The sequence below is a fragment of the Rhodococcus sp. NPDC004095 genome (assembly GCF_053604015.1).
In genome coordinates, this window is the sequence record NZ_JBSGGS010000008.1 from 21,252 (window position 1) to 45,726 (window position 24,475).

Annotated in this window: 20 protein-coding genes; 10 read left to right on the top strand and 10 right to left on the bottom strand. The window is 70.6% G+C overall.

Annotated features, from left to right (window positions below; genetic code table 11):
* Positions 1-33 precede the first annotated feature (33 nt).
* Positions 34-993: a lactate/malate family dehydrogenase gene (locus ACWEPG_RS16650; protein WP_450115952.1), complete on the top strand. Its 960-nt coding sequence runs from the start codon at positions 34-36 to the stop codon at positions 991-993.
* A 2-nt stretch (positions 994-995) separates the two neighbouring features.
* On the opposite strand, the gene ACWEPG_RS16655 is transcribed toward ACWEPG_RS16650, so the two are convergent.
* The 7 genes from ACWEPG_RS16655 to hemE form a co-directional block, all read right to left on the bottom strand.
* Complete coding sequence (locus ACWEPG_RS16655; protein WP_450115951.1) at positions 996-2,189, bottom strand: serine hydrolase domain-containing protein; 1,194 nt, start codon at positions 2,187-2,189, stop codon at positions 996-998.
* 194 nt (positions 2,190-2,383) lie between these two features.
* Positions 2,384-3,235: an SDR family oxidoreductase gene (locus ACWEPG_RS16660; RefSeq protein ID WP_450115950.1), complete on the bottom strand. Its 852-nt coding sequence runs from the start codon at positions 3,233-3,235 to the stop codon at positions 2,384-2,386.
* Between the two features lie 128 nt (positions 3,236-3,363).
* Complete coding sequence (locus ACWEPG_RS16665) at positions 3,364-5,640, bottom strand: molybdopterin-dependent oxidoreductase (RefSeq protein WP_450115972.1); 2,277 nt, start codon at positions 5,638-5,640, stop codon at positions 3,364-3,366.
* Positions 5,641-5,693: 53 nt separating this feature from the next.
* On the bottom strand, positions 5,694-6,824 hold the full coding sequence (locus ACWEPG_RS16670; RefSeq protein WP_450115949.1) for an endonuclease/exonuclease/phosphatase family protein: 1,131 nt from the start codon (positions 6,822-6,824) through the stop codon (positions 5,694-5,696).
* Positions 6,825-6,982: 158 nt separating this feature from the next.
* Positions 6,983-7,678, bottom strand: a complete 696-nt coding sequence (gene hemQ, locus ACWEPG_RS16675) for a hydrogen peroxide-dependent heme synthase (protein WP_450115948.1) — start codon at positions 7,676-7,678, stop codon at positions 6,983-6,985.
* Between the two features lie 4 nt (positions 7,679-7,682).
* The gene (locus ACWEPG_RS16680) at positions 7,683-9,035 is read right to left on the bottom strand and encodes a protoporphyrinogen oxidase (RefSeq protein WP_450115947.1); all 1,353 of its coding nucleotides are present in this window, start codon (positions 9,033-9,035) and stop codon (positions 7,683-7,685) included.
* A complete protein-coding gene (hemE, locus tag ACWEPG_RS16685) occupies positions 9,032-10,129 on the bottom strand; it encodes a uroporphyrinogen decarboxylase (RefSeq protein WP_450115946.1) in 1,098 nt (365 codons plus the stop codon). Before hemE ends, ACWEPG_RS16680 begins: the two co-directional genes overlap by 4 nt.
* Before the next feature lie 307 nt (positions 10,130-10,436).
* Between hemE and ACWEPG_RS16690 the strand changes: the two genes are divergently transcribed.
* The 3 genes from ACWEPG_RS16690 to ACWEPG_RS16700 all read left to right on the top strand — a co-directional run bounded on the left by ACWEPG_RS16690 (position 10,437) and on the right by ACWEPG_RS16700 (position 13,822).
* A complete protein-coding gene (locus ACWEPG_RS16690) occupies positions 10,437-11,012 on the top strand; it encodes a DUF3000 domain-containing protein (protein ID WP_450115971.1) in 576 nt (191 codons plus the stop codon).
* Positions 11,013-11,078: 66 nt separating this feature from the next.
* Positions 11,079-12,524 (top strand): WS/DGAT/MGAT family O-acyltransferase, encoded by a 1,446-nt coding sequence (locus tag ACWEPG_RS16695; RefSeq protein WP_450115945.1) that lies wholly within the window; start codon positions 11,079-11,081, stop codon positions 12,522-12,524.
* 11 nt (positions 12,525-12,535) lie between these two features.
* Positions 12,536-13,822, top strand: a complete 1,287-nt coding sequence (locus ACWEPG_RS16700; RefSeq protein WP_450115944.1) for an HRDC domain-containing protein — start codon at positions 12,536-12,538, stop codon at positions 13,820-13,822.
* A 1-nt stretch (position 13,823) separates the two neighbouring features.
* On the opposite strand, the gene ACWEPG_RS16705 is transcribed toward ACWEPG_RS16700, so the two are convergent.
* Positions 13,824-14,447 carry a TetR/AcrR family transcriptional regulator gene (locus ACWEPG_RS16705; RefSeq protein WP_450115943.1) on the bottom strand — a complete coding sequence of 208 codons (624 nt, stop codon included), beginning with the start codon at positions 14,445-14,447 and terminating at the stop codon, positions 13,824-13,826.
* A 250-nt stretch (positions 14,448-14,697) separates the two neighbouring features.
* Here ACWEPG_RS16705 and ACWEPG_RS16710 point away from each other — a divergent pair, with 250 nt between their 5' ends.
* Positions 14,698-15,462 (top strand): oxygenase MpaB family protein, encoded by a 765-nt coding sequence (locus tag ACWEPG_RS16710; RefSeq protein WP_450115970.1) that lies wholly within the window; start codon positions 14,698-14,700, stop codon positions 15,460-15,462.
* 86 nt (positions 15,463-15,548) lie between these two features.
* Positions 15,549-16,022, top strand: a complete 474-nt coding sequence (locus tag ACWEPG_RS16715; protein ID WP_450115942.1) for a hypothetical protein — start codon at positions 15,549-15,551, stop codon at positions 16,020-16,022.
* Here the strand turns inward: ACWEPG_RS16715 and ACWEPG_RS16720 are convergent.
* On the bottom strand, positions 16,000-16,794 hold the full coding sequence (locus ACWEPG_RS16720; protein ID WP_450115941.1) for a thioesterase family protein: 795 nt from the start codon (positions 16,792-16,794) through the stop codon (positions 16,000-16,002). The genes ACWEPG_RS16715 and ACWEPG_RS16720 overlap by 23 nt on opposite strands.
* Before the next feature lie 242 nt (positions 16,795-17,036).
* Here ACWEPG_RS16720 and ACWEPG_RS16725 point away from each other — a divergent pair, with 242 nt between their 5' ends.
* Positions 17,037-18,728: a serine/threonine-protein kinase gene (locus tag ACWEPG_RS16725; RefSeq protein WP_450115940.1), complete on the top strand. Its 1,692-nt coding sequence runs from the start codon at positions 17,037-17,039 to the stop codon at positions 18,726-18,728.
* 21 nt (positions 18,729-18,749) lie between these two features.
* Here ACWEPG_RS16725 and ACWEPG_RS16730 read toward each other — a convergent pair whose 3' ends face one another.
* Positions 18,750-19,511: an SGNH/GDSL hydrolase family protein gene (locus ACWEPG_RS16730; protein ID WP_450115969.1), complete on the bottom strand. Its 762-nt coding sequence runs from the start codon at positions 19,509-19,511 to the stop codon at positions 18,750-18,752.
* Positions 19,512-19,786: 275 nt separating this feature from the next.
* On the opposite strand from ACWEPG_RS16730, the gene ACWEPG_RS16735 reads away from it, so the two are divergent.
* The 3 genes from ACWEPG_RS16735 (at position 19,787) to ACWEPG_RS16745 (ending at position 24,440) form a co-directional block, all read left to right on the top strand.
* Positions 19,787-21,007 carry a thiolase family protein gene (locus tag ACWEPG_RS16735; protein ID WP_450115939.1) on the top strand — a complete coding sequence of 407 codons (1,221 nt, stop codon included), beginning with the start codon at positions 19,787-19,789 and terminating at the stop codon, positions 21,005-21,007.
* Positions 21,008-23,113 (top strand): 3-hydroxyacyl-CoA dehydrogenase NAD-binding domain-containing protein, encoded by a 2,106-nt coding sequence (locus ACWEPG_RS16740; RefSeq protein WP_450115938.1) that lies wholly within the window; start codon positions 21,008-21,010, stop codon positions 23,111-23,113.
* A 262-nt stretch (positions 23,114-23,375) separates the two neighbouring features.
* Entirely contained in the window at positions 23,376-24,440 is a 1,065-nt protein-coding gene (locus ACWEPG_RS16745; protein WP_450115937.1) for an alpha/beta hydrolase, read from the top strand.
* Positions 24,441-24,475: the final 35 nt, after the last annotated feature.

Consider the following 24,475-nt stretch of genomic DNA (forward strand, 5'->3'; position numbering starts at 1 on the left):
GCGCGGAGCCCCGACGGCGGGGACGATCGGACCATGACGGAAACCACCCGCAAGTCCACGGTCTCCATCATCGGGGCGGGCAGCGTCGGCACCGCGGTCGCGTACGCCTGCCTGATCCGCGGGACCGCGGACGCGCTGTCGCTGTACGACACCAACGCGGGCAAGGTGCGGGCCGAGGTGCTCGACCTCAATCACGGCACCCAGTTCGCTCCGCCGTGCCGGATCGAGGGCTCCGACGACCTCGCCGTGACCGCGGGGTCGGACCTGATCGTCGTCACCGCGGGCGCCAAGCAGCGGCCGGGACAGTCCCGGCTCGACCTGGCGGCCGCGAATGTCGAACTCGCGCAGGCACTCACCCCCGCCCTGCTCGACCTGTCACCGGATGCGGTGGTGCTGTTCGTCAGCAACCCGGTCGACATCGTCACCTTCGCCGCGATCCGTGCCGTCGGGCTCGACTCGGCACCACGCATCTTCGGGTCGGGCACCGTGCTCGACTCCGGACGACTCCGGTTCCTGATCGCGCAGCGAGTCGGGATCGCGGTGGAGAACGTGCACGCCCTGGTCGTCGGCGAACACGGCGACTCCGAGATCACCCTGTGGTCGAGCGCGACCGTCGGCGGTGTGCCGGCGCTGCGGTACGACGCGGGCGACGGGCCGCTCTTCGGCGCGGCCACGTGCGCCGAGATCTCCACGGAAGTGGTGCGCAGCGCCTACGAGATCATCGAGGGCAAGGGCGCGACGAACCTCGCCATCGGCCTGTCGACGGCCCGGATCATCGAGGCCGTGCTCCGCGACGAGCATCGCGTTCTGCCGGTGTCGACGCTGCATCGCGGCGCCCACGGCATCGACGGGGTGTGCCTCTCGCTGCCCACCCTCGTCGACGGCCGCGGCGCGACCAGGGCGCTCGAGGTCCCGCTGTCCTCAGATGAGGCCGACGGTCTGCTGGCCTCCGCCCGCGCGCTGCGCGAGGTCCAGGCCGCCCTGGGTCTGTGAACTCAGCCCGCGTAGATCTTCTCGATCAGGCCCTTCGCGATCGTCGAGGCGGGATCCTGGCCGTTGGCGCCTGGCGCCAGGTTCGCCCACACGACCAGGGTGACACCCGTTTCCGGGTCGGATCCCATGAACGAGTTGTACCCGGGCAGCTCACCGGTGTGCCCGTACATCGGCCCCATCTTCGCGATCCCCCAGCCGTAGCCGGCGGCCTCGGGATTGCTCGGGTCGGTCGGCTTCACGCTGGCGATCCGCTTCGCCTGCATGTCCGCGTCGAGCACCTTGCCGCCCGCCAGCGCCTCCACCCAGGTCGCGAGGTCGTTCGCGGTGGAGATGCCCTGTCCGGCCGCCCACGTCCACGACGGGTTCGCGTTGGTGACGTCCTTGGGCGCGAGGGTGCCGTCCTTCGCCGCGGCCTGCATGTCGGCGGGCAGGGCCGGGTCGGTGAGGGTCAGCATGTTCGAGCCGAAGAAATACCCGTGCGAGTACGGGGTGGGGATCGTCGTGTCAGCCGCGTCGGGGAACGAGGTGCTCGTCAGCCCCGCGGGACCGAAGATCCGGTCCCGGTAGATCTGCGGCAGCGGCTTGCCGTCGAGCTGCTCGGCGATCAGGCCGAGCAGCACGTAGTTGGTGTTCGAGTAGTGGTAGCCCTGGCCGGGCGGGAAGTACGGCGGGTGCGCGAAGGCGAGCGCAAGCAGCTGATCGGGCGTCCACACCCGCTGCGGGTCGTTGTCGAGCGCCTCGTTGAGTTCCGGGGTTTCGCTGTAGTTGTACAGGCCGGACCGCATGTCCAGGAGCTGCTCGATGGTGATGCCGTCGCCGCCGGGAACGTCCGGCCGGTACTTCGACACCGGATCGGACACCGCGATCTTGCCGTCCTGCACCATCTGCAGGATCACGGTCGCTGTCCACGTCTTGGTGTTGGAGCCGACCCGGATGTGGTCGTCGAGGTTCGCCGGTGCGCCGCCACCGCGTTCGGTGGTCCCGTAGGTCGCGGTGACGGTGCCGGTCGGGGTGCGCAGCAACGCGACCGCGCCCGGGAACAGGAACTCCGTCGCGCCCGTCTCGAGCGCCGCCTGCAGCGTCGCCTGGTCGATCGTATGAGTCGCCGTCCCGGTTCCGGAGGGCGTCGTCCCCGATGCGGACGCCGACTCCGAGCCACCCGAGTCGTCGGAGCAGGCGCCCAGGAGAAGTGTCACAGCGAACGCGGCGCAGGCCGCACGGGCGGTTCGCCCCCGAACCAGCCGGGCGGGCCGCCCGCGAAGTGCTCGGTCTCGTCGTCCCCGAAATGCACCGTTTCGGCTCATGAACGTTCACCGTACGCCGTACAGCGGCACGCCGCCGGGTTCTCGGGCGGCCGCGACCGGATCGCGGTGGCGGCCGGTCGCCGCTGCTACCGGCGGGAGAACGCCCACATCCGCCACATGTAGCCGCCGATCCGGCGGATCGGCACCGACCGCGGCCAGTCCTTCGGGCGGAAGTAGGCGTCGGATCCGCCGTCGACGAACACCACGCTGCCGCAGAGGAACTCGGCCGCCTCCGACAGCATGAACACCGCCCAGTCGGCGAGATGGCCGGGATCACCGAAGCCGCCTACGGGCACCGGGAACCGGTTGATCAGCTTCGCCTCGGCCGGGGTGGCCAGCTGACGTTCCAGCAGCGGCGTGAGGATCGCGCCGGGAGCCAGCGCGTTCAGACGGATTCCCGCGCCGGCCCACTCGGGGGTGACCGCGGCGCGCCGCACCCACTGGCTGACCGCGATCTTCGAGGCGGCGTACGCGAGCGGCGGGGCCGCCTTGCCGAGGAACCGCAGCGAACGGACTGCGCGGTCCGCGTCGCCGTCCAGCAGCGCGCGCACGGTCCGGCGCGGAACCGCGGGCGTGGTGGTCGTCGAGTTGCTGGAGAAGACCACCACCTTGGCGTTCCCGGCCGCGGCGAGGGCGGGACGCCACGCCTGCAGCAGCTCCACCACTCCGAGGTAGTTGACCTGCGCGATCATTCGGGGCCGGTCCGGGTCGGGCGTGGGTCCCAACCCTGCCGCCAGCACCGCCCCGTCCAGCCGCCCGCCGGCGGCCGCGAGCACCTTCTCTGCCGCCGCGCGACGGCCCTCCGGAGTGGACAGGTCGGCAACGACGTCCGCGCCGGCGATGTCGACGCCGACAACCGTGTGCCCGGCCGCGGTCAGCCTCTCGACGACCGCGTTGCCCATTCCCGATGCGGATCCGGTGACCGCGTAAACCCCCATTGGCGTGTGTGCCCTCTCCCGTGATGTCGGCGCGGACAGGTCGTCCGGCATGTCCATCCTGCGGGGTGGGCCGTTCGCGTGACCACGATTCGGGCGGAGAATCCCGTAGAGCGGTCACATCCGCCGCATCAGGGCGACCGGACCACCGGCGGGTCGTAGGCCCGGATCGGCGGCAGCTCCCCCTCGAACTTCTCGATCTCCACCAGCACGTGCTGGCCGGTGCTGCCACGCGCCAATCTCGATGTCCCGATGTCCGGGGTGAGCACGTTCGGATTGCCGTGCACGCACAGCGAATTCGGATCGGCCGGGTCCAGCGGGTCGTACCAGGCCCCCGTCGACAGCTGCACCACGTCCGGCAGCATCTCGGCGTCGAGCACGACACCCGCCAGGCACGCGCCGCGGTCGTTGAACACCCGCACCACGTCGCCTGGGGCGACACCCCGCGCGTCCGCCGCATCGGGATGCATACGGATCGGCTCTCGCCCGCGAATCTTCGACGCCTGACTGGTACGCCCGTGGTCGAGCTGGCTGTGCAGGCGGGTGCGCGGCTGGTTCGCGATCAGATGCAGCGGATAGGTCGCCGCGCGCTCACCGCCGAGCCATTCCTGCGGCTCGTACCAGGTGGGGTGCCCGGCGCAGTCGTCGTATCCGAAGCCGTCGATGTCGACGGAGAAGATCTCGATCTTCCCGCTCGGGGTACGCAGCGCGTTGCGATCCGGATCGGCGCGGAAGTCCTCGAGCAGCGTCAGGCCGTCCTCGGTGCGCATCTCCACGTGACCGCGGGACCGGAACTCGTCGTACCCGGGTGCCTCACCGCCGTCCGCGAGGACGAAGCTGCGCCACTGCTCGTAGAGGTGCTCGAGCCACTCCCCCGACGTGCGGCCCTCGGTGAAGCGGTGCCCGAACCCGAGCCGGTGCGCCAACGCGGAGAAGGTGTCGTAGTCGTCACGCGCGTCGGCATACCTCGGCGTGGCGGCCTGCATCGCCACCAGCAGCGGGTCGTTGCGGGTGCACGAGAGATCGTCGCGTTCGAGCGCGGTGGTCGAGGGGACCACGATGTCGGCATGACGGGCCATCGGCGTCCAGTAGGGATCGTGGACGACGATCGTCTCGGGCCGGGCCAGAGCCCGGCGCAACCGGCCGAGGTCCTGGTGGTGGTGGAACGGATTGCCGCCGGCCCAGTAGACGAGCCGGATGTCCGGGAAGGTGCGCCGTTCGCCGTTGTAGTCGTACTCCTGCCCCGGGTTCAGCAGCAGGTCCGAGATCGCGGCCACCGGAATCGAATCCGGCACCGGATTCTGGCCTTGGAACAGGGTGGGCAGCGGGTACGGCACCGGGGCGAGGCCGGGCTCGTTCATCGAGCCGTAGCCGTGTCCGAAGCCGCCTCCGGGCAGGCCGATCTGGCCGAGCATCGCGGCCAGGGTGACGCCCGCCCAGGGTGCCTGTTCGCCGTGCCGGACCCGCTGCAGCGACCACGTCACCGTCACCAGGGTGCGGCCGGCGGCCATCCGGCGCGCGAGGTCCACGATCGTCTGCGCGGGCAGGCCGGACAGCGCCGCCGCCCACGCGGGATCCTTGGCGACGCCGTCGCTGCGGCCCAGCAGATAGTCCTCGAACTTGTCGTAGCCGACGGTGTAGCGGTCGAGGAACGCCCGGTCCGCCAGCCCCTCGGTGGCCAGCACATGGCCCAGCGCCAGCATGATCGCCACATCGCTGCCGGGCCGCGGCGCCAGCCACCGCGCCGCACCGTGCATGTCGTCGCGCAGCGGGCTGATCGAGACGATCTCACCGCCGCGGGCGCGCAGCGCGTCCAGTGCGCCGCGGGTCGGGTGGTTGCTGGTGCCGCCGTCGTTGACGGCGGTGTTCTTGAGTGGCACGCCGCCGAAGCACACCATCAGGTCGGTCTCGCGGGCGATGACGTCCCAGTTGGTGGCGCGGGCGAACAGTTTCCAGTGGGTGCCGATCACCCTCGGCATGATCACGCTGGTGGCGCCGAGCGAGTAGCTGTTCTCGGAGCGGGTGTAGCCGCCGAGCATCTTCAGGAACCGGTGCACCTGGCTCTGCGCGTGATGGAACCGGCCGGGCGACGACCAGCCGTACGAGCCGCCGTAGATCGCGCGGTTGCCGTGGGTGTCGACCACCCGGCGCAGTTCCCCGGAAAGCAGCTCGGTCAGCTCCGCCCAGGACACGGCGACGAACTCGTCGGCACCACGCCGATCGGACGGCCCCGGGCCCCGTTCGAGCCAGCCTCGGCGCACCGCAGGCCCGGCGACCCGGGACCGGTGCCGCACCGAACCGATCGCGTTGGCCAGCAGCGGCGACGGGTCTGCGTCACCGGCGAACGGGTGCACTGCGATGACGTCACCGTCGACGGCTTCCGCCTCGAACATCCCCCAGTGCGCCATCTGCTGGCGCCGTACCGGCTCCGAAGTCACGGTGGCCAGTGTGCCACCGGCCCCTATTTCAGCTTGAGCTCGGCCACCACGCCCGCGTGATCGGACGCCCACAGCGGCGCCGGTGAGGCACGGAACGGCTCCGCGCCGACCAACGTCGCATTCTTGGCCTGCCAGTCGCCCTTGGTCAGGACCAGATCGATCCGGGTGCCGTTCTCCGAGACCGGGTTCGTCAGCAGCTCGTTCTGGCAGCAGGTCTGTCCGGCCGCCGAGCGGTTGGCGGCGGGCCACGCGTCGACGAGACCTCCGGCGATCAGGTTCGCGTAGGTCGGCGTCGTCGTCCCCGCGGCATCGGAGTTGTAGTCGCCGACGGCGATCACCGGCAGCGGACTCGAGTTGACGATTCCGAGCGCCTCGGCGCCCTGCGCGACCTGGATGGCCGGCGCCGGGGACTCGGTCTCGAGGTGGGTGTTGAAGAACCGGAACGCGGCCCCGTTCACGGTCGCGTCGACGGAGGTCCAGCCGCGGGTGAAGGTCACCGGCCTACCGGCCGCGGTGGGCACGGTGAGCTGCGCGGCGTAGTGGCCGTTCTGCGGGTTCGACGTGGCCACCCCGGAGCGGGCCAGGATCACGTCGCGGTCGGTGAGCCGGATGTCCGACAGCGGCAGGCCGACCGCGGGATTCACCGGCGCGGCCGGGTCCAGGTACGGGGCCTCGACGTCCGCGTTGGTCGACGTCGCGACCGCGGTGTACGACAGGCCGCGTTCGGCGAGTTCGGTCTGCAGGATCGCGAGGAAGTCCTGGAACGGGGTGGTCGCGTTCGGCCCGTTGAGGTCCGACGGCGTCTGGGTCCGCCACAGCGAGACCTCCTGGAGCCCGACCAGATCGGGGCCGCTGCGCTGGATCTCGGTCGCCAACGCCTCGGCGCGCGCCGGGAAGTCGGTGTCGATCACGTTCTGCCGGGCCCGGGTGACCGCCTCGACGAACTGCGGGAACGTCGTCGCGGTCACGATGTCGGTCAGCCCCGTGCCCAGGTACAGATTCCTGGTCATCACGGTGACCTTCTTGTTGTTCGGCTCGCCCGGCGGGGCGCCGTTGTTCGGTGCGGCCGCCGCCGGTGCCACGGCGGTGAACACTGCGGCGAGAGCGAGAACGACGCTCAATCGCCTGGTGACCTGGGAGAAGCGATGCGACATGGTGGGTCCCTCCGTGGTGGCCTGCCCTGTACACCCGACGACGGCACCTCAGCCCATGCAGGTGGGGTACCGCCGTCGTTCCACCACGGAGAATGTCACATCACGGCCCTGGCGCGGCCGGAAACGGCATCCATCCGTCCCGGCCGCCGGGGCGTCCCTCAGGGCAGGGAGTTGACCAGCTGCTCGACCGACACGCGCGGGCCGGTGAAGAACGGCGTCTCCTCGCGCACGTGCATGCGGGCCTCGGTGGCGCGCAGGTCACGCATCAGGTCAACGATCCGGTCGAGTTCGGGAGCCTCGAACGCGAGGATCCACTCGTAGTCGCCGAGCGCGAACGCGGGCACGGTGTTGGCGCGCACGTCCGGGTAGCCGCGCCCGGCCTTCCCGTGATCGGCGAGCATCGTGCGGCGTTCCGCCTCGGGCAGCAGGTACCACTCGTAGGACCGGACGAACGGGTACACGCAGATGTAGTTGCCCGGATCCTCGCCGGCGATGAACGCGGGGACGTGACTCTTGTTGAACTCGGCCGGACGGTGCAGTGCGACATTCGACCAGACCGGGTCGCTCGCCTGGCCCAGGTCGGTGGTCCGCCGGAAGTCGGCGTACAGCTTCTGCAGATCCTCGAGCTTCTCCGCGTGGGTCCAGATCATGAAGTCCGCGTCGGCGCGCACGCCGGCGACGTCGTAGATGCCACGGACGACGACGTCCGTGTCCTCGAACGAGTCGAAGAAGTCCTGGGCGTTCTTCACCGCGGCGGCGCGGTCGTCACCGAGGACACCGGGCTGGGCCTGGAACACCGAGAACATCGCGTAGCGCAGGGTGGAATTGAGCTTGTCGTAATCGAGGCGTGCCATGGCCCTATCCTGCCACCCGCGCCGCGAGCCGCGTCGCCGCCGTGGTGGCGGAGGCGACACAGGCAGGCACGCCGACGCCGTGCAGCATCGCGCCCGCGATCTCGATGCCGTCGACTCCCGCGATCGCCGCCTCCAGGCGGTCGACGATCTCCAGGTGCCCGGCGCGGTACTGCGGGAGCCCTCCGTGCCACCGCTGGACGAACGCGGCGACCGGTTGGTCGGTGACCCCGGTGACGGTCGCCAGGTCGGCGCGGGCGAGGGTGATCAACTGGTCGTCGTCCGCGTCGACGATCGCCGCGTCACCGAACCGGCCGAAGGACGCGCGGGCGAGCGTCACCTCGCGCTGCGCCAGGTGCGGCCACTTGCGCGACGACAGCGTGAACGCCTTCGCCGCGAGATCCTCTCCCGTCGCGACGAGGATCCCCGAGTTCTCCGGCAGCGCAGCTGTTTTCGGCAGCGCAAGGGCGACGACGACGGACGACGCGAGCGGGATGCGGGCGGCCTGCGCGGACGCCTCCGATGCCGCGTCCGCGAGCAGGGTGGCGGCCCGGTCCGCGGGCAGTGCCACGATCACCCCGTCCACCTCACCGACCGGATCCAGCGACCAGCGGTCGCCCGCGGGACGCAAGCCGGTCGCGGGGGTGTAATCGAGGAACTCGGCACCCGACGCCGTCCGCAGGGCGTCGAGCAGCACCCCGTAGCCGCCGCGCAGCGTGCCGAACACCGGCGCGTCCGACTGGGGTGGCAATGCCGTCCGGACGGCCTCGGTCAGGCTCGTCGCGCCCGCGTCGAGTGCCGCGGCGAGCGCCGGGACCGCGGCCCGGACACTCGCGGTGTCGGACAGGCCCGAGTACACGCCACCGAGCAGTGGGTCGACGGACCTGCGCACCACCTGTTCACCGAAGCGGGCGCCGACGAGGGCCGCGACCGAGACGTCGCTGCCGCGGTCCCACTGCAGCGGCGTGGACGGTTCGCCCTCGATCCGAGCCAGGGTGGCGGCGTCGACCAGACCGGCCAGCGAATCGGCCCGCGCGGGGATGCCCATCAGCGTGCCGGTCGGCAGCGGGTGCAGCCGGCCGTCCGCCCAGAGCAGCGGTCGTGCTCCCGAAGGATTCTCGACCTGATCGGTCAGGCCGAGTTCGGCGAGCAGCGCGGGCACCTCGGGCCTGCGCGCGATGAACGCCTCGGCGCCGACGTCGACCGGGTCACCGGCGATCGGGACGGTGCGCAGCTTTCCGCCGAACCGGTCGGACTCCTCCAGCACCAGGATCCGGGCGTCCGGGCCGAGCCGGGTCCGGAGCCGGTACGCCGCGGCGAGTCCGGAAATGCCGCCCCCGACGACCGCAACGGTGGTCACAGCGAATGCACCAGCTCCACGACGTCGGTCAGGACCGCCGGATCGGTGTCGGGCAGCACGCCGTGGCCGAGGTTGAAGATGTGCCCGGTGGCGCCGGACGCGAGGGCCCGGTCGGCCTCCCCGGCGATGCGGCGCACCTCCTTCTCGATCGCAGGCCAGCCCGCGAACAGCACGGCCGGGTCGAGGTTGCCCTGCAGCCCCTTCCCCGGTCCGACCCGCCGGACGGCCTCGTCGAGCGGGACCCGCCAGTCGACGCCGACGACGTCGGCGCCGGCCTCCCCCATCACCCCGAGCAGTTCGCCGGTGCCGACCCCGAAGTGGATGCGCGGCACCCCGGCCTCGGCGATCTCGGCGAACACCCGCTGCGAGTGCGGGAGCACGAACGTGCGGTAGTCGGCCAGCGACAGCGCTCCGGCCCACGAGTCGAACAGCTGGATCGCGTCGACGCCGGCGTGCAGCTGCGCCTTGAGGAAGGCGATGGTGGTGTCGGCGAGGGCGCCGAGCAGCGCGTGCCAGGTCTTCGGGTCGGAGTGCATCAACGCCTTGGTGCGCTCGTGGTTGCGGCTCGGGCCGCCTTCCACGAGGTACGACGCCAGCGTGAACGGCGCGCCCGCGAACCCGATCAGCGGGGTGCCGCCGAGTTCGGTGGTGAGCAGCGAGATGGCCTCGGTGACCGCGCCGACCTCCTCCGGACGCAGCCGGGGCAACGCCGCGACGTCGGACGCGGTGCGCACCGGGTTCGCCACGACCGGGCCGGTGCCGGCGACGATGTCGAGATCGACCCCGGCGGCCTTGAGCGGAACCACGATGTCGGAGAACAGGATCGCGGCGTCGACCTTGTGCCTACGGACCGGCTGCATGGTGATCTCACAGACCAGTTCGGGGTTGAAGCACGATTCGAGCATGCCGATGCCTGCGCGGATCTCGCGGTACTCGGGTAGGGAACGCCCGGCCTGACGCATGAACCACACCGGACGGTGGACGGGCCGGCGACCCGATGCGGCCGCCAGGAGCGGTGCGTCGGTCAGGCGCCTGCGGTACGGATACCGCGCCCCGGTGGCCATCGCCGAATTCGTGTCTTCCAGATCGCTCATGTGTCCCAACGCTCGTCGCCCGATTCGTCCTGTGGTGGCCATGCTGCCAGACGCCCGCGTGCGACACCCAAAGACGGCGGCCCACTCGACCGGCGCGACGGTGCACGGTGGCCGCCTCGACGCACCTCCACTGTTGGACCTCGGGTCCGACCTTCGATCGCACGCTACGCGCTATTACCGCACGTCTCGGCCCGAATCTTTTCCGCAATACCTGTCAGACGACAGTTTTATTTGCCGGGGCTCACCCCCGGACCGGCGCGCCTACCGCGCGGCCCGTCGGGACCGGTCTACCGTCCGACTGGTGACCATGTCCGGACCCAACGCCGAGCCAGCGCAGTTCCGCAGCGCCGTCGAGTCGATGCACACGGCATCGGTCCATCCGCAGATCGAGATCGGCCCCATCCGCCCGCCCCAGCGGCTGGCCCCGTACAGCTACGCGATCGGCGCGGAGGTCCGGCACCCGGACTCCGACATCGTCTCCGAGGAATCCGAGGGTGACGCGTTCGGGCGGCTGATCCTGCTGTACGACCCGGCCGGGGACGAGGCATGGAACGGCACGATGCGGCTCGTCGCGTACATCCAGGCCGATCTCGAAGCGGACCTCGCCGCCGACCCGCTGCTCCCGGAGGTGGCGTGGAGTTGGCTGGTCGACGCGCTCGACGCCCACCACGAGCACGTGACCGCGCTCGGCGGCACGGTCACCGCGACCAGTTCGGTCCGCTACGGCGACATCGCCGGACCCCCGCGGGCGCACCAGCTCGAACTGCGCGCGTCCTGGACCGCCGCGACCGCATCGCTCGCCCCGCACGTCGAGGCGTTCTGCGAGGTACTCGCGGCCGCTGCGGGCCTGCCCCCGGCCGGGATCACCCAACTCGGTCGCTGAGGTGGCATCGGTCACCGCCTGTCCGTTCGCCGGTCCACACGCCGGCACCCGCTTTAGCATGTACCGATGGAGAGACTGAGCGGTCTGGATTCCACGTTCCTCTACCTCGAGACACCCACACAGTTGCTACACGTGTGCGGCCTTGTGATCCTCGACGTCTCGACCGTCCCCGGCGGCTACAGCTATCCCGCCTTCAAGGCCGAACTGGCGGATCGCCTGCGCGACATGCCGAGTTTCCGCCGCAAGCTGTACGACTCGCCGTTCAACCTCGACCATCCGGCCTGGATCGACGACACCGACTTCGACATCGACCGGCACCTGCACCGGGTGGCGGTACCCGCGCCGGGCGGTCGCGACGAACTCGAGGAACTGTGCGGCCACATCGCCAGTCAGCAGATGGATCGCACGATCCCGTTGTGGGAGATGTGGGTGATCGAAGGCGTCGCGGACGGGTCGGTCGCGCTGATGACGAAGATGCACCACGCCAACGTCGACGGCGTCACCGCCGCGATGGTGCTCGCCCAGCTGTGCAGCCTGACCCCCGACGCGCCCCGGCCCGAACCCGACCCGGAGCAGCGCGGCGCGGGGCCCGGCGGCACCCTCGACCTGGCGGTCAGCGGGCTGATCGGGTTCGCCACCCGGCCGTTGAAGGTGGCGCGGGCACTGCCGGGCGGAGTCACGTTGCTGCCCAAGTGGATCCGCCGGGCACGCCGCGGCGAGGCGATGCCCGCGCCGTTCACGGCGCCGCGAACCTCCTTCAACAGCGCGATCACCGGGCACCGCACCGTCGCTTGGGCACAACTCGACCTCGAGAAGGTGAAGCTGGTCAAGAACACCTTCGACGTCAAGGTCAACGACGTGGTCACGGCGATGGTCGGCGGGGCGCTGCGCCGCTACCTCGAGGCCCGCGACGAACTGCCGGACAGCTCGCTGGTGGCGATGGTGCCGGTGTCCGTCCACGACCTCTCCGATCGGCCGGGCACCAACCAGCTCTCGGGGATGTTCACCCAGCTGGGCACCCAGATCGCCGATCCGGTGGAGCGACTGATGCAGACCAACAGCCACAACACGATGGTCAAGTCGCACAACGCGTCGCTCGGCGCGACACTGCTGCAGGACTGGTCCCAGTTCGCGGCCCCCACCCTGTTCGGCGGCGTGATGCGGGCGTACGCATCGCTGCGTCTCGCGGAGCGTCATCCGGTGGTCACCAACCTGATCACCTCCAACGTGCCCGGACCGTCGGTCCCCCTGTATCTCCTCGGGGCCCGGATCACCGCGATGTATCCGCTCGGCCCGATCTTCCACGGCAACGGCCTGAACGTGACAGTGATGTCGCTCGACGGCAGCCTCAACGTGGGTCTGACCTCGTGCCGGGAACTTGCCCCGCACCTGTGGGACCTCGCCGACGCGTTCGAGCCGGCACTCGACGACCTGGCCGCCGCGGCGCGCGCGAAATCCCGGAAGCGACCCCGAAAAACGACCCTCCAGCAGCCACGAACCGTGGAGCCGTAAAGTCACTGTCCATGGCTGAGTCGTCCACGTCCGGGTCGAGCGACCCCGAGCCCCCGCACGCCGCGGTCCCCCTCCTGACCCCGGCGGACGGACTGCCCGAGGTCGTCGACTCTCCCCGGATGGCCGCGGAGGCGGCGGCCCGCCTCGCGGCAGGCACCGGGCCGCTCGCCGTCGACGCCGAACGTGCCTCGGGCTTCCGCTACTCCAATCGTGCCTACCTGCTGCAGTTCCGGCGCGCGGGTGCCGGTACCGTGCTGGTCGACCCGATCCCGATCGCCGCCGATCTCGGCCCGCTCGCCGAGGCGATCAATCCGCTCGAATGGGTGCTGCACTCCGCCGATCAGGACCTGCCCGGGATGGCGGAGCTCGGCCTGCGCCCGGCCGTCCTCTACGACACCGAGCTCGCCGGGCGGCTCGCCGGCTTCGATCGGGTCGGGCTGGCAGCGATCGTCGAACGGATGCTGGGCCTCGAACTGCGCAAGGGGCACGGCGCCGACGACTGGTCCCGCCGACCGCTGCCCGAATCGTGGCTCAACTACGCGGCTCTCGACGTCGAGGTGCTGGTGGAGTTGCGTGACGCGATGGCCGCCGAGCTCGATGCTCAGGGAAAGGCCGCATGGGCGGCACAGGAATTCGAGCACGTTCGCCTCGCCGGTCCGCCGAAGCCGAAGTCCGACCGCTGGCGTCGCACCTCGCAGATCCACTCCCTCAAGTCACCCCGGCAGCTCGCCGCGGTTCGGGAACTGTGGCAGGCACGCGACGAGATCGCGAGCCGACGGGACATCGCTCCGGGCCGGATCCTGCCCGATTCGGCGATCGTCGCGGCCGCGAGCGCGAACCCGAGGTCGGTGGACGCCCTGCGCGCACTGCCGGTCTTCGGCGGCCCTCGCCAGCGCCGGTCCTCGCGGGTGTGGCTGCAGGCGCTGGAACGGGCCCGCGCGCTGCCCGAGGCGGACCTGCCGCCCCTCACCCAACCGTTCACCGGTCCACCGCCGGCCAATCGCTGGGCCCGCAAGCACCCCGAAGCCGCCGATCGACTCACCGCGGCCCGCAGCGAGATGTCCGCGCTGAGCGAGCGGGTGCACGTACCCGTCGAGAACCTGCTGACCCCGGAGCTGGTCCGCCGGCTGTGCTGGGACTTCGACCCGGCCGACCACCGCGGCGAAAGCGCCTCGGCTCTGGAGGACTTCGTCGACGCCGCGCTGGCCGAAGGTGACGCCCGACCGTGGCAGCGCGAGCTGACCACACCGGTTCTCGCACACGCCCTGAGCGTGAACCGGGACACAGCCGGGCGCTGAGCTACACCAGGGTGCCGACCGCCAGCATCAGGTCGGTGCACCGGTCCACGAGCACATCGGCCGCGACGTCGAGATTGCCGTCGAGCCACGCTGTCAGGATCTGCGCCAGGCCCCCGACGACGAAGTGGGCGGCCAGGTCGACGTCGGCACCCGACCGCAGGTCGTAGAAGTCCACCGCCTGAGCGGTGGTCAGTCCGACGAACATCCGGGCCGATTCCAGCCGCCGCTGTGCCAGAACGGACGTGACCGGGCCGGAGAACACGAGCCTGCCCAGGCGCGGATCCTCGGAGATCTCGCGGACGATGGTCGCGACGCCGGCGCGCACCAGTGCCCGCTCCTGCTTCGGCGCATCGGCGACCGCTTCCAGCGTGGACTCGGCGATGCGCGAGGTGGCGTGGTCGTACACCGCCACCGTCAGGGCGTCACGGTCGGCGAAGGACTCGTAGAAGTACCGGGTCGCGAGGCCGGCGTGCCTGCAGACACCGCGCACCGACAGCGTCGACTCCCCTTCCGGTCCACCGAGCAGGTCGAGACCCGCCTCGATCAGCTGGGCGCGCCGCTCGGCGCGCCGCTGATCGCCCTCCACTCCCGCGTAGACCCGCGCCGACGACGTCATGGCGATCATCTTTCCACCGACCGCTGGACGCACCACATATATGTGAGTACGGTCGTGATCAGATAGCGGAGAATCGAACGGTCTGGAGGGGCAGATGTCGGTGCTGGAGCAGTCTGATGGGGATGTGACCGGCGACGACTCGTCGACACAGGGAACGCAGGCGCAGGACGCGTCCGCCCGGTCCGCGACCGGGGGGAGCGCCGCCGTGCGGGCGATCGACGGCGGGCCCGTGCTCGCCCAGGTCGACGGCGTCTCCCTGATGGCCGGCGCGGCGAACGTCATCATGCAACTCTCGTGGCCCGGCGTCGGCTACGGCGTGATGGAGAGCAAGGTCGAGTCGGGGCGCCTGTTCGACCATCCGATCAAACGCAGCCGCACCACGCTGCAGTATCTCGCGGTGGCGTCGATGGGTACCGACGACGAGAAGCGGCTCTATCGCCGCGGCGTCAACCGCGCGCACGCACAGGTCCGGTCCAACGAGGACAGCCCGGTCGAGTACAACGCGTTCGATCCGGAGCTGCAATTGTGGGTCGCGGCCTGCATCTACCGCGGATTCGAGGACACCCATCGCGTCCTGCGCGGCGAGTACACCCCCGCCGAGCGCGAGTACTACTACCAGCGGGGCGCAGTGTTCGGGACGACACTGCAGGTCAAGCAGGAGATGTGGCCCGAGAATCGGGACGCGTTCGAGGAGTACTGGACCGAGGCGATGAAGAAGGTGTCCATCGACGACGCGGTTCGCGCCCACCTCGACATCATCGCCCGCGCCGGGTTCGCCAACCCGATCCTCGCGAAGCTGCTCGGACCGCTCAACCTGTTCATCACCAAAGGCTTTCTCCCGCAGGAGTTCCGCGACCAGATGCACTATTCCTGGACGAGCCGGGACCAGCGCCGATTCGATCGCCTGATGAAGGCGATCGCGACCGTCAACCGGTTCCTGCCCGGCATCGTTCGCGAGTTCCCCTACAACTACCTGATGGCCGATCTGCGGTGGCGGATCCGCACCGGTCGCGCGTTGGTCTGACGACCGGGAGACGCGCGCTGGTCCGACGACCGCAGAGACGCGCGTCGATCTGACCGTCCCGTGCGGCGCCGTGGCAGGATCGCCGAATGATCCTGCTGCGCGCCGAATGGGTGGTCCTCGCGATCCTCGCGGCCGTCCTCGGCGTCGTGGTCGCACGCGAGCCGATGCTGCAGTTCACCGATTGCGAACTCGGCCACTTCGCCGTCGGCAACCCCGGAGGAATCGAGTCCCCCGCCGAGTGCGCGGCCTCGGCGCTGGCCTACTTCGGCTTCGGTCTGATCGCCGTGCTCGCCGTCCCCGTCGTCCTCTGCCTGGCCCCGGCCGCGGTCCCCCGGCGCGCCGTCGCCTGGGCCGCCGCCGCTGGTCTCGCCGGTTGCCCGCTGCTGGGGGCGCTGGCGCTGATGAACACCATCGGCCCGTCCACCACTCCGGTGGTGGTCGTCTACCCGTACTTTCTGCCCGTGGCGGTGGGTGCCGTCCTTCTCGCCACCTTCCATCACCGTTTGGCCGCCGCGACAGGCGGTTCCACGGCGGACCTCAGACCGGCCTCGGCGCCGTGAAATCGATCTGCCTGCGGGCGTTGGACAACGCGGTGACGACACAGGTCCCCAGCGGTCCGGTGCGGTCGTAGAGGGTCGCGGTGCCGATCGAGACGCCGTCGGCCGCGACGGCGTTGTCGGCGCGGAGACCGAGCTCGAAGCCGACGGGCAGTCGCGACAGCGTCAGCGTCATGTCCGTGTTGATGTAGCCGGCACCGTGCGAACCCCAGTGGCACACCTGGTTCGTCGTGTCGCCGAGCACCGCGGCGCGCTGGAACGGCGAGATCGGTTCCCCTGCCACCAGCGGAGGAAGACTGTGCCACGAGGTCTTGCGGTCCGCGTTCTGGTTCGCGGCGTAGTCGGGCGACCAGTCACGACCACCACTCTTGAAGAGCGGCGGGGCACCGTGCGGGGACACACACCCTTCCGGTGGCAACGGCAGGTCCGGCGCGGCGCTCCACACCCGGCCGGCCGGCTCCGCACCGGGAGTCAGGAACACCACCGACGCACGCGCCCGTACCTGCTCGTCCTGAACGATCGAGGCATCCGCAACGGCGATCCGCGTCCCCTCACGCACGACTTCGCTGCGCACCTCGATCGGAGCGTTCAACACGGGCCGGAAGAGGTCCACCGTCATCCGGGCCGGGACGAATCCGGCAGGACAATGGGTTTCGAGCTGCCGGGCAAGCAGACCGCACACGGCGTGCCCACCCAACTGCGTCGGCGCCCAATGACTGACCGCCAACCTCTCCGCGACCAGCCGATCGCCTTGCCTGGTGAAGAAACTGACCATTCGCCCCGACTCCCCTCCCGGATCAGCCGCTCGGACACAGGGATCCCGAGGCTACCGGGCTCCGGGGACCCGGAAGGGCGGTCCGCGAAACCGAACGGCGGCGGGCCGGTGCCACCCAGGTCCCACCGGGCCCGAGACGCACGTCCGCCGAGGGTGCCGACCCGCCCGGATATGCTGACCGACGTTTGCACGGACCAGGTCAGGGGTGGAGCATCAGCGCGCGAGAACTACAGCCGGGCAGTGTGTTCGCCGGGTACCGGATCGAGCGGCGACTCGGCTCCGGCGGCATGGGCAGCGTGTACCTGGCGGCGCATCCGAGCCTGCCGCGTCTGGTCGCGCTGAAACTCCCCGACCCCGCGCTGACCCGCGACCCGGAGGGCCGGGACCGTTTCCTGCGCGAGGCCGATCACACGGCGCGGCTCGACCACCCGAACATCGTCACCGTCTACGACCGTGGAGCGGAACGCGACCCGCGTGGTGGAGCGGAACGCGACCCGCGTGGTGGAGCGGAACGCGACCCGCGTGGTGGAGCGGAACGCGACCCGCGTGGTGGAGACGAGCAGCTGTGGATCTCGATGCAGTACGTGGACGGCACCGATGCGGCGACGCCACTGCGCCGGGGGCCGATGCCCGCCGCGCGCGCGGTCGCGATCGTCGCGGACATCGCCCGCGCCCTGGACCACGCCCACACGCACGGGGTGCTGCACCGCGACGTCAAGCCGGCGAACATCCTGTTGACCTCGCCTCGGCCCGGCGACCCGGAGCGAGCTCTGCTGGCCGACTTCGGGATCGCGAAGAGCCTCGAGGCCACCGCCCTGACCCGCACCGGCACGGTCGTTGCGAGCCTTCAGTACGCGTCGCCGGAACAACTCGAGGGCCGTACGCTGGACGGGCGCAGCGACCAGTACGCACTCGGGTGCACGCTGTACCACCTGCTGACGGGGCAGCTGCCGTTTCCCGGATCCGACACTGCCCATCTCGTGCACGCGCACCTGAACCTGCCCGCGCCTCGGGTCACGGCGGTGCGCCCGGACCTGCCGCCCGCCCTCGACGCGGTGATCGCGCGGGCGATGGCGAAGAACCCCACGGATCGGTTCCCGTCGTCGGGCGCTCTGGCCGCTGCCGCAAACACCGCGCTGATCGGCGGTGCCCCCGCCACCGTCGCGGTGCCGACGCCGACAACCCATCTGTCGACGCCGGTGCCCCCGACGACCGTCGCGCCGACCGTGACCACTGTCACGCCGGCCGGGACGGCCGTCGCACCGACCATGACGACCGTCGCGCCGGCGACTGCAACCCCGACTCGTCCTCGCCGACTCCTGGTTCCGGTTGCGGCCGGTGCGGCGGTCGCCGCCCTCGCGGCGGCCGGAGCCACCGCATGGCTGCTCGGTGACCGCGGTCCGGACGCCGCGTCGGCATCGTCGGTCACCGCGAGTTCGGCGCCGCCGGCGCCGGTCACGACCACCGCCGCGCCGACACACACCGAGACGGTCCTCGTCCCGGCACCGGCGACGACCACGAAGGCCACCACCACCACCAAGAAGGTGCCGCCCGGTCAGGCGGCCAAGTCGTCGGAGGCCGCGGGCGCGCCGATGGACTTCGTCGGCCACGTCGACGGTGCGGACGCGCAGGGATTCACCGACGGCAGCGGTCCGCGCTGCAACCGCACCAACCCGGCGGTCGTGGTGGCGCGGACGGACGAGTCCACGATCGTGGTCTGCCGGACCGACGCGGGGCGCTACTACTACATGGGCCGACGCGACCACGACGGGTCGGAGATCGAACTGGACGACCCCAAGGCGACCGACGACGGCTTCACGGTCACCAACCGGTCGGTGAAGTACGCCCTCGACCCGACCGCGCTGACGATCACGGAACGCGGGGACGTGCTCGCTCGTGAGCCGGTGCTCGAGTACCGGTACTCGGCCAACTGACCCGGGCGGCACCGCCCGGATTCACCGCACCGGCGTCAGCTGCGGCCGTTTCGCTGTCCGGCCCGCTCCAGAGGAGGTGCCGCGCAGGCGCCGCCCGAGCCACGGACCGAGGAATCGCACGGCCCACTCGACGTCGCCGCGCACCCGGTCGGGCAGCGCCCTCGGCGGCAACGGCCCCAGGTCCTCCTGCCAGCTCAGATCGGCACCGGGGAGGCCGAGCGCGCTTGCCGCGGCGGCGGACAGCCGGTCGTGTCCGACCTCGTTGAGGTGCAGCCTGTCCCAGCTCCACAGCCGCGGATCCGTGGACACCGGGTACGCCTCGAGGTCGACAACCACGACGCCGTGGCGGCCGGCCGCCGCCCGGATCTGTGTGTTCAACGCCGAGATCCGCGCCATGATCGCGCCGCCGCCCGGCATTCCGGCGCCGAGCGTCGGGAACGCCATGGTGAGCACGCGTGCGCCGGCGGCGCTCAGCGCCGAGTACGCCATCTCCAGTTCCGCGGCGACCGCGGCGGGATCGAACTTCGGGCGCAGCAGGTCGTTCACGCCGGCCACGACGGATGCCAGGTCCGGCTGCATCGCCAGGGCGGGTGCGAGCTGCTCCTCCCGCACCTGCCGGGCCAACCGGCCTCGGATCGCGAGGTTCGCGTAGCGGACGTCCGGCTCGACCACGGCGATCCGTTCGGCCAGCCGATCCGCCCAGCCGCGGTAGCCGCCGTCGTCGTCGCCGTCGTTCAGCCCCTCGCTCTGGCTGTCGCCGATCGCGACGTATCTGGTGAACACCACTGCGCCACCTTCCCCTCGTCGAACCGATGCTCGACGAGCAACCTTACCCAGCGGTAGCGAGGCGAATCACGAGTGAACGGCCCAACCGCAACCGGCCGGCGCCCGCGCGAGCAGTGGGACACCACCCCGACACCTCCCCAGTGTCGGTACCCGCGGTATTGACGTAGGGTAAGTTACTGACCGGTAGCGAATGCGGGACGACTCGCTACGAGGGCAACCCGAGCCTCACCCCGGACCTTGGCGGTGAGCAGTCTCCACCAGGAGGAATCAGCGTGTCTCCATCCACTTCGCAGGGGCGGGGCGTCGTCTTCGTCGACGGCATCCGCACCCCGTTCGGCAAGGCCGGGGCCAAGGGCATCTACGCCGAGACCCGCGCCGACGACCTGGTCGTCAAGGCGATCCGTGAGCTGCTGCGCCGCAATCCGCAGCTGCCGCCCGAGCGCGTCGACGAGGTGGCCGTCGCCGCCACCACGCAGACCGGCGACCAGGGCCTGACCATCGGCCGCACCTCCGCCATCCTCGCGGGCCTGCCCGAGACCGTGCCCGGCTTCGCGATCGACCGCATGTGCGCGGGCGCGATGACCGCCGTCACCACCACCGCGTCCGGCATCGGCTTCGGCCAGTACGACGTCGTCATCGCCGGCGGCGTCGAGCACATGGGCCGCCACCCGATGGGTGAGGGCGCCGACCCGAACCCGCGGTTCATGACCGACAAGCTTGTCGACCCATCCGCCCTGGTGATGGGCAACACCGCCGAGAACCTGCACGACCGGTTCCCGTCGATCACCAAGGAGCGCACCGACGCCTACGCGGTTGCCTCACAGAACAAGTACGACGCCGCGAAGAAGGCCGGCTTCATCGCCGACACCCTGACGCCGGTCGCCACCCGGGCCGCGAACGGCTGGGGCCTGGCCACCGAGGACGAGCCGCCGCGTCCCGGAACCACGATCGAGGACCTCGCCGCGCTCAAGACCCCGTTCCGCCCCGCGGGCCGGATCACCGCCGGTAACGCCGCGGGACTGAACGACGGCGCCACCGCCTGCATCCTCGCCGGCGAGGACACCGCCGCCGAGCTCGGCCTGCCGGTCGGCATGCGGATGGTCGGCTTCGCGTTCCAGGGCGTCGATCCCGCCGTGATGGGCATCGGCCCGGTCCCGGCGACCGAGAAGCTGCTCGCCCGCACTGGCCTGAAGATCGAGGACATCGGCCTGTTCGAGATCAACGAGGCGTTCGCCGTGCAGGTGCTCGCGTTCCTCGAGCACTTCGGCATCGCCGACGACGACCCGCGCGTCAACCAGTGGGGCGGCGCCATCGCATGCGGCCACCCGCTCGCATCCTCGGGTGTGCGCCTGATGACGCAGCTCTCGCGTCAGTTCGCGCAGAACCCCGACGTCCGCTACGGCCTGACCACCATGTGCATCGGCCTCGGCATGGGCGGAACCGTCATCTGGGAGAACCCCAACCACGCTGATTACCAGGCGGGAGCCAAGTAAATGACCGACATCACAAGCGCTTTCGCCGACGAGGTCGTGACCAACGCCTACACCAAGCTGGTCTCGGTCCCCGGCATCGAGGGCCCCGTCGCGCTGATCACCCTCGACAACGGCTTCGACCACACCAAGCCGAACTCCTTCGGCCCGCGCGGCCTGCTCGCGTTCGACGCCGCGCTCGACGAGGCGTTCGCCGCCAACCCGGCCGCCATCGCCGTCACCGGCAAGCCGTTCATCTTCGCCGCCGGTGCCGACCTCAAGGGCGTCCCGTCGATCAGCTCCCGCGAGCAGGGCCTCGAACTCGGCCGTCTGGGCCACAAGGTGTTCCGCCGGCTGCGCGAGTCCACCGTCCCGACCTTCGGGTTCGTGAACGGCCTCGCGCTCGGCGGCGGCCTCGAGGTCGGCCTGCACTGCCACTACCGCACCTACGCCGACAACGTGCCCGCCCTCGGCCTGCCCGAGGCCATGCTCGGCCTGGTCCCCGGATGGGGCGGAACCCAGCTGCTGCCGAACGTCGTCGGGCCCGCGAACGCCGTGACCATCGCAGTCGAGAACCCGCTGAACAACGGCAAGACGATCAATGCGGCCCAGGCCGCCAAGCTCGGACTCGCCGACGTCGTGCTCGGTTCCGCCGACTTCCTCGAACAGTCCCTCGCCTGGGCGGCGAAGGTCCTCGCCGGAGAGATCGTCCCCGCCCGCCCCGAGATCGACCGCGGCGCCGGCTGGGACGAGGCCATCGCCCGCGCGCAGGCGATCGTCGCCGGCAAGACCAAGAACAACGCCCCCGGCGCCGTGCGCACCGTCGCACTGCTCGACGCCGCCCGGTCCATCGACCTCACCGACCCGGCGACCCTCGACGCCGGTTTCGCGGCCGAGGACGAGGCCCTGGCGGACCTGCTCATGACCGACGAACTGCGCGCCGGCCTGTACGCGTTCAACCTCGTCAACTCCCGCGCCAAGCGGCCGGCCGGAGCACCGGACAAGTCCCTGGCCCGCAAGATCTCCGGGGTCGGCATCGTCGGCGCCGGCCTCATGGCCAGCCAGCTCGCGATGCTGTTCGTCAAGCAGCTCAAGGTGCCGGTGATCCTCACCGACATCGACCAGGAGCGCATCGACAAGGGCGTCGGCTACGTGCACGCCGAGATCGACAAGCTCCAGGGCAAGGGCCGGCTGTCCCCCGACGCCGCGAACCGCCTCAAGGCGCTCGTCTCCGGCTCGCTGGACAAGGCCGCGTTCGCGAAGACCGACTTCGTCATCGAGGCCGTCTTCGAGAACATGGACGTCAAGAAGAAGGTGTTCGCCGAACTCGAGGAGCACGTGGCCCCCGAGACCGTCCTGGCGACCAACACCTCCTCGCTGTCCATCACCGAGATGGCCTCGGACCTGAAGCACCCGGAGCGGGTCGTGGGCTTCCACTTCTTCAACCCGGTCGCGGTGCTGCCGCTGCTCGAGGTCATCAAGGGTGAGAAGACCGATGACGCCACCCTCGCAACCGCGTTCGCGACCGCCAAGACGCTGCGCAAGTCCGCGGTGCTGTGCGCCGACAAGCCCGGGTTCGTGTTCAACCGGCTCGTCACCCGCACCCTCGGCGAGGTCATGACCGCCGTCGACGAGGGCACCCCGTTCGAGGTCGCGGACAACGCGGTCGCCGAACTCGGTATGCCGATGAGCCCGTTCACCCTGCTCGCCCTCGTCGGACCGGCCGTCGCGCTGCACACCGGCGAGACCCTGCAGGCCGCGTACCCCGACCGGTTCAAGTCCTCCCCCGGGCTCGAGGCCCTCGTCGAGGCCCGCAAGCCCGGCGTGTGGACCTACGGTCCGGAGGGACAGGTCGTCGACCCCGAGGTCGCCGCACTGTGGCCGCAGGGCGACAAGCCGTCCACCGCGGAGGAAGTCCTCGAGCGCACCCGGCGCGCGTTCGCCGAGGAGATCGCGATCATGCTCGACGAAGGCGTCGTCGCGGCCCCCGAGGACATCGACCTGTGCCTGATCCTCGGTGGCGGCTTCGGCTTCTGGAACGGCGGCATCACCCCGTACCTGGACCGCACCGGCACCTCCGAGGCCGTCAACGGCAAGCGGTTCCTGGCCGAGGGTGTTGCCAGCGTCTGACCGGCAGCGCGAGACCGCATCGGCGGGCGCGGCGACGGGTGTCTCCCGTGCCGCGCCCGCCGGTGCATGCACGCTCTCCCGGGCACACCTGCGACCTGCGATCTTCCCCGCATCGGCGTGGCGGCGAACTGCAATGGGCCCTGTCACCGATTGCATCACGATCGTGTCGTCCGGCCTTCACCGCGCGCACACCGCGATACAGTGCACGAACCCGTGAACCTGCGGCTGTGCACGGCCGCACGGACGAAAGGCCAGTAAAGGGATGCGAGTCAGACAAGTGAAGGGCGGAAGAGCCGGGTCCTGGCTCAAACGCTCGGTGTTGGTGTCCATGGCGATCGTGCTACCGCTCGGGGCGTCGGTAGCAGGTCCCGTGGGCACCGCGAACGCGGCATACGACCCGAACTTCGGTTTCGACTTCTGGGTCAGATCCGACATGGGGGACATCAAGTCACGCATCTTCCGCGCGGCCAACGGCAACACCGATCGCGTGGTGTACGCCCTCGACGGCATGCGGGCCCGCGACGATCTCAACGGCTGGGAGATCGAAACCAACGTCGCACGGGCCCTGACCGCGGCGAACATCAACGTCGTGATGCCGGTCGGCGGCCAGTCCAGCTTCTACGCGGACTGGAACGCGCCGAGCACATGGGGCCCGGGCGATCTCGGGTCCTCCACCGGCAGCTCGGGCGGGTCGTCGGCGCTGGGCAGCTCGGATGCCGGAGGCAACGTCGACGGCAAGGCCAACACGTACCGGTGGGAGACCTTCCTCACGCAGCAGCTTCCCGACGCACTGGGTTCCCGGCTGGGCTTCAGCTCGAACCGCAACGGTGTGTTCGGTCTCTCGATGGGCGGCAGCGCGGCCCTGACCCTGGCCGCGTACCACCCGCAGCAGTTCAGCTTCGCCGGGTCGTACTCCGGGTTCCTCAACAACTCCGCTCCGGGCATGCGGGAGGCGCTGCGCGCCGCGATGATCTCGGCCGGCGGCTTCAACATCGACGCGATGGCGCCCCCATGGGGACCGCAGTGGCTGCGGATGGACCCCTTCGTCTTCGCGCCGATGCTGAAGGTGAACAACACCCGGCTGTGGATCGCCTCCGGCAGCGGCGTCCCCGGCGCGGGCGACGTGAGCGACGCCCTCGGCATCGTGCAGTCGGTGCCCCTCGAGGCGTTGGCGCTGGCCAACACCCGCGCGTTCGAGGTCCGGATGTCGACCCTCGGTGGCGCGAACGCCCACTACGACTACCCCGCCACCGGCGTACACAACTGGAAGAACTGGGAGGACCAGGTCAACCGGATGATTCCCGACCTGTCCGCCAACATCGGCTGATTTCGCGACACGTCGATCCGCGACTGCGCCCCGGG

Bases quoted from the DNA above. Each gene is read 5' to 3' on its own strand.
- hemQ (WP_450115948.1), bottom strand. From the start codon at position 7,678: ATGGCACGCCTCGATTACGACAAGCTCAATTCCACCCTGCGCTACGCG.
- ACWEPG_RS16740 (WP_450115938.1), top strand. From the start codon at position 21,008: ATGACCGACATCACAAGCGCTTTCGCCGACGAGGTCGTGACCAACGCC.
- ACWEPG_RS16720 (WP_450115941.1), bottom strand. From the start codon at position 16,794: ATGGTCAGTTTCTTCACCAGGCAAGGCGATCGGCTGGTCGCGGAGAGG.
- ACWEPG_RS16670 (WP_450115949.1), bottom strand. From the start codon at position 6,824: ATGTCGCATCGCTTCTCCCAGGTCACCAGGCGATTGAGCGTCGTTCTC.
- hemE (WP_450115946.1), bottom strand. From the start codon at position 10,129: ATGAGCGATCTGGAAGACACGAATTCGGCGATGGCCACCGGGGCGCGG.
- ACWEPG_RS16690 (WP_450115971.1), top strand. From the start codon at position 10,437: ATGTCCGGACCCAACGCCGAGCCAGCGCAGTTCCGCAGCGCCGTCGAG.
- ACWEPG_RS16705 (WP_450115943.1), bottom strand. From the start codon at position 14,447: ATGATCGCCATGACGTCGTCGGCGCGGGTCTACGCGGGAGTGGAGGGC.
- ACWEPG_RS16745 (WP_450115937.1), top strand. From the start codon at position 23,376: ATGCGAGTCAGACAAGTGAAGGGCGGAAGAGCCGGGTCCTGGCTCAAA.
- ACWEPG_RS16665 (WP_450115972.1), bottom strand. From the start codon at position 5,640: ATGGCGCACTGGGGGATGTTCGAGGCGGAAGCCGTCGACGGTGACGTC.
- ACWEPG_RS16695 (WP_450115945.1), top strand. From the start codon at position 11,079: ATGGAGAGACTGAGCGGTCTGGATTCCACGTTCCTCTACCTCGAGACA.
- ACWEPG_RS16710 (WP_450115970.1), top strand. From the start codon at position 14,698: ATGGCCGGCGCGGCGAACGTCATCATGCAACTCTCGTGGCCCGGCGTC.
- ACWEPG_RS16650 (WP_450115952.1), top strand. From the start codon at position 34: ATGACGGAAACCACCCGCAAGTCCACGGTCTCCATCATCGGGGCGGGC.
- ACWEPG_RS16700 (WP_450115944.1), top strand. From the start codon at position 12,536: ATGGCTGAGTCGTCCACGTCCGGGTCGAGCGACCCCGAGCCCCCGCAC.
- ACWEPG_RS16660 (WP_450115950.1), bottom strand. From the start codon at position 3,235: ATGGGGGTTTACGCGGTCACCGGATCCGCATCGGGAATGGGCAACGCG.
- ACWEPG_RS16715 (WP_450115942.1), top strand. From the start codon at position 15,549: ATGATCCTGCTGCGCGCCGAATGGGTGGTCCTCGCGATCCTCGCGGCC.